The organism is Myroides sp. DF42-4-2 (assembly GCF_030326445.1).
Classification (GTDB): Bacteria; Bacteroidota; Bacteroidia; order Flavobacteriales; family Flavobacteriaceae; genus Flavobacterium.
On record NZ_JACAKI010000044.1, the window covers coordinates 1 to 3,505 of the forward strand.

Annotated in this window: 3 protein-coding genes; all 3 read left to right on the forward strand. The window is 30.2% G+C overall.

Annotation, left to right across the window (positions count from 1 at the left end; genetic code table 11):
- A partial coding sequence (locus HX062_RS15965; protein WP_286468110.1) for a phage baseplate assembly protein V occupies positions 1-690 on the forward strand: 690 nt, incomplete at its 5' end.
- 11 nt (positions 691-701) lie between these two features.
- A complete protein-coding gene (locus HX062_RS15970) occupies positions 702-2,696 on the forward strand; it encodes a zinc metalloprotease (protein ID WP_286468111.1) in 1,995 nt (664 codons plus the stop codon).
- Positions 2,697-2,698: 2 nt separating this feature from the next.
- The gene (locus HX062_RS15975; protein ID WP_286468112.1) at positions 2,699-3,361 is read left to right on the forward strand and encodes a hypothetical protein; all 663 of its coding nucleotides are present in this window, start codon (positions 2,699-2,701) and stop codon (positions 3,359-3,361) included.
- The last annotated feature ends 144 nt before the right edge of the window (positions 3,362-3,505 follow it).

Genomic DNA, 3,505 nt, shown 5'->3' on the forward strand with positions numbered 1-3,505 from the left:
CAATTTGATTGGCAGTATAGAGATCAAAGTACAGAGTGGATTCGCGTGATGACACCAGATGCAGGAAGTAGTGATAAGGTAGGTTCTAACAGAGGGTTTGTAGCTATACCAGAAGAGGGAGATCAAGTGATGATCAGTTTTGTTGGGAATCATCCAGATAGACCCTTTGTAATGGGAGGTTTATTCCATGGAGGTATAGGAGCAGGAGGAGGAACTAATAACCATTTAAAAACTATAACCACACGAAGTGGAGTTACTATACAGATAGATGATGAGGATAACGATGGTAGTATTACTATAAAAGATCCAAGTGGGAATGTATGGTATATGGATGGAAACAAGAATATAACTGTTACAGCTCCTGAGACGATGACACTTAATAGTAAGAATCTAAATATCAATGTAGCTGAGAATATGACCACGACTGTGACTATGAATAAAACAGAAACAGTGATGATGAATAGTTCTGAGCGAGTAGGACTCATGAAGAATCTAAACATAGGTGCTAACTATATGACTAATGTACTAGGAAAAATGGTAGAGTATATTAAAGGTAATGTAGAGTCTCATACAGAGGAAGAAAGACAATTACATTCTAAAAATATGAGTCTAAGTTCTGAAGAAAATATACATGCTAATGCATCTGAAAGTATGAAACGTTCTAGTGGAGAAAAATCTAATGATTCTTAATTTTTATAATTATGAGTAAGACAACTATATGTGAAGGGGAAATAGTATTAAGCAGTGCTAAAAATACTACATTACACGCTTATGAGGGTGATATTAGTACCAGTGCAGAAGAAAAGAATGAATGGAAAGGAGAAAGCGAAACGATCATTAGTGATTATGAAGAAATGGTAATCGGAGAACAAAATCAGAACTTTATAGCAACTATTGATTTTTATAGGTCGCAGAAAAATGCTGAAGGAAAATTTGGTAAACAAGATTCTGATTATAATGGAGAATTTGGTTTTGATAGATTTGATAAGTCTGTATGCGCTGAAGGATTATCAACTCATTATGTTAAAATATACTCTATTGTTCCTGAAAAAAAGACTTATAAAGATCGAAAAGTTTATTTGTGTCCATACTTAAGTCTGTGGCCACCAGGGGTCATTGGAAATGATAACAACTCAAAAAGTAAAGTAAAATTATTTGTAAAAGCAAATAGAGCTTCAGTTAATGGTACTAGCAGTGAAGCTGAAGTAGAATTTATTAGTTCTAGTGAATTGATAAAAGTTACTTATAGCGAAAATTTTAGTTTAAAAATTGGAGATCGTACTGCAAAAGAAGTAAATATAGAATGTCTAGGTCTATTGAATGAAGATGCTACAATTATTGCTAAAGCAAAGAATGAACCACAAGTTTTAGGGCAATTAATTGTCAAATCTAATACCATATTTAAGACAATAATTCAGCCAGTTAAAGTAGTTTTTGCGAACAGTGTTAGTTTAAGAAACATCGATCATGAAGCGATTTCTATTGATGTGAAGAATACTTTTAATAATAATTCTTTTAATCAAGCTTTTATATATGGAGAGCTTGCTCCTCAAACTTATCAACTAACTATTATTAAAAGCGAGGTTAGTGGTTTTTTAAGTAATATAGAGGGAAAAAGAATGTTTAATAATCCTCGAAAGCATATTGACTATAACGAGATGATTGAGGAAGAACTTGCATTCTATAGTAGAAATACAGATAGAGAAAATAGCTTTATAGATCCTATTAGAGAGTTATTGGTTAAGTTTAAAGAAATGTTTCAATACGAATCTACTTCATTATCACGCGTAAAAGTAATGCATCAAGAAAAAAGAGTTACTAATATATGGAAAAGTGAAGAAATCAAAAATCTTTATAAAAATGTTGTTGAGAGAAATAATAAATTAGATAAAAAAAACAAAATTTACATTTTTTACACTAATTATATTGAAGGGTCAGGAGATAGTTTAGAAACAATGGTGGGGGCTTTTAGTTATGTAGGAGGTGGTACAGTACAAATTTTTAATACAATTTTAAGAGATGCTGATCGAAGTAAATTAATTATTCATGAAATAGGACATGCTTTTGGACTACGACATCCATTTTCGAGTGAAATGAAGCAATCAGAAGACAAAGATATCGGCGTTATGTATAAACAAGACTATGATAATGAGATTCGAAAGTTAGAACGTCTTATAGAAGATAAAAATCAATCATTGAATTTTTTAGAGGCTACAGGAAATATGACAGATAGTGAAGGAGTGCCTTTATGTGAAGTAGATGCTTTAAAAGAAATTTCAGATAGTTATAAACGATTAAACGAATTTTTAGATAATAGAAATGTTTCTTTCTCAGATTTCGAAAGAAGATTCGTGAATTATTTAATGCCTCGTTTGTTAGAATTAGAGGGAAAAGAATTGTCTAAATTTGATTGTGCTATATACAATCAAGAAGACTTAAGAAAGGAACTAGAAATAGATAAAGAGAGATTAATTGTATTAGAAGCTTTAAGAAACAACGCTAAGGTAGATGAAAGTGGTTTAAATCTTACTAATATAAAAGATCAAAGCTCGACTTTAGAAAATTATTTGGATTACAGACAAGGTGCTAATTCTCCTAATATAAATGCCAGTTTTAGATATAAATCTTTCTATCAATGGCAATGTAAATCTATTGTTGAATTAGGTATACAAAGGGAATACCTTCATAAAATGTAATAATGAAATTAGAAACACACATAAAAATTATACTATTATCTTTAATTTGTATGTCTTGTAATTCTGTGAAATATTATGAGTATTACGTGAAAGCAAAGACAATTAAGGACAGAGAAATTTACTGCACTTTAGAGGTAACTAAAGACAAAATCATTTATAGATCTTCACTTTATGGACCAGTAAGTTTTGAAAAAGGAAATCTTCCTTTCTTATATATAGAAATAGAGAATAAAGATGAATCTAATACATTTAAAGTAGGGGATTTTTATAAGTTAATCTATTATGAATATGTTAAGTACACATACAATGGTTATGTAAATTATAGCGAAATTGATGTGAAATATGATAAGTATGAGTATATTCAAGATTCTCTTAATGGTGTTTATAAAGGTGAGTGGTATGGTCCACTTAGTAACGAGGATAAAGAGGAGTTTCCTAACTATTATAAAAAGGAAAATAGCTATAAAATAAAAGGGGAAATGAAACAAGATTGGGATTATCAATTTGAACATGGTTATTTAAATGCTGTAACAATGTGGTTTCCTGCCGAATTAAAAAGAACTAGAAAAATAGATTATTCTAAATTCAGCGTAGAAAGGGATTTAATAGACACAGTGACAGATAGTGTTAAAAATAACAAAGTAGATAGGCATAGATACATGTAAAAGGTTCAAAAACGGAAAAACTTACTGAAGAAGAAGGTCAGTGATTAAGTTTTTTACTGGTTAAATAAAAAAAAACTTAAACTTAGATGTGAAAGCTAGTGGTATATGAAAGAAGATTTTATAAGAGTGAAAACAAAAGGCTAT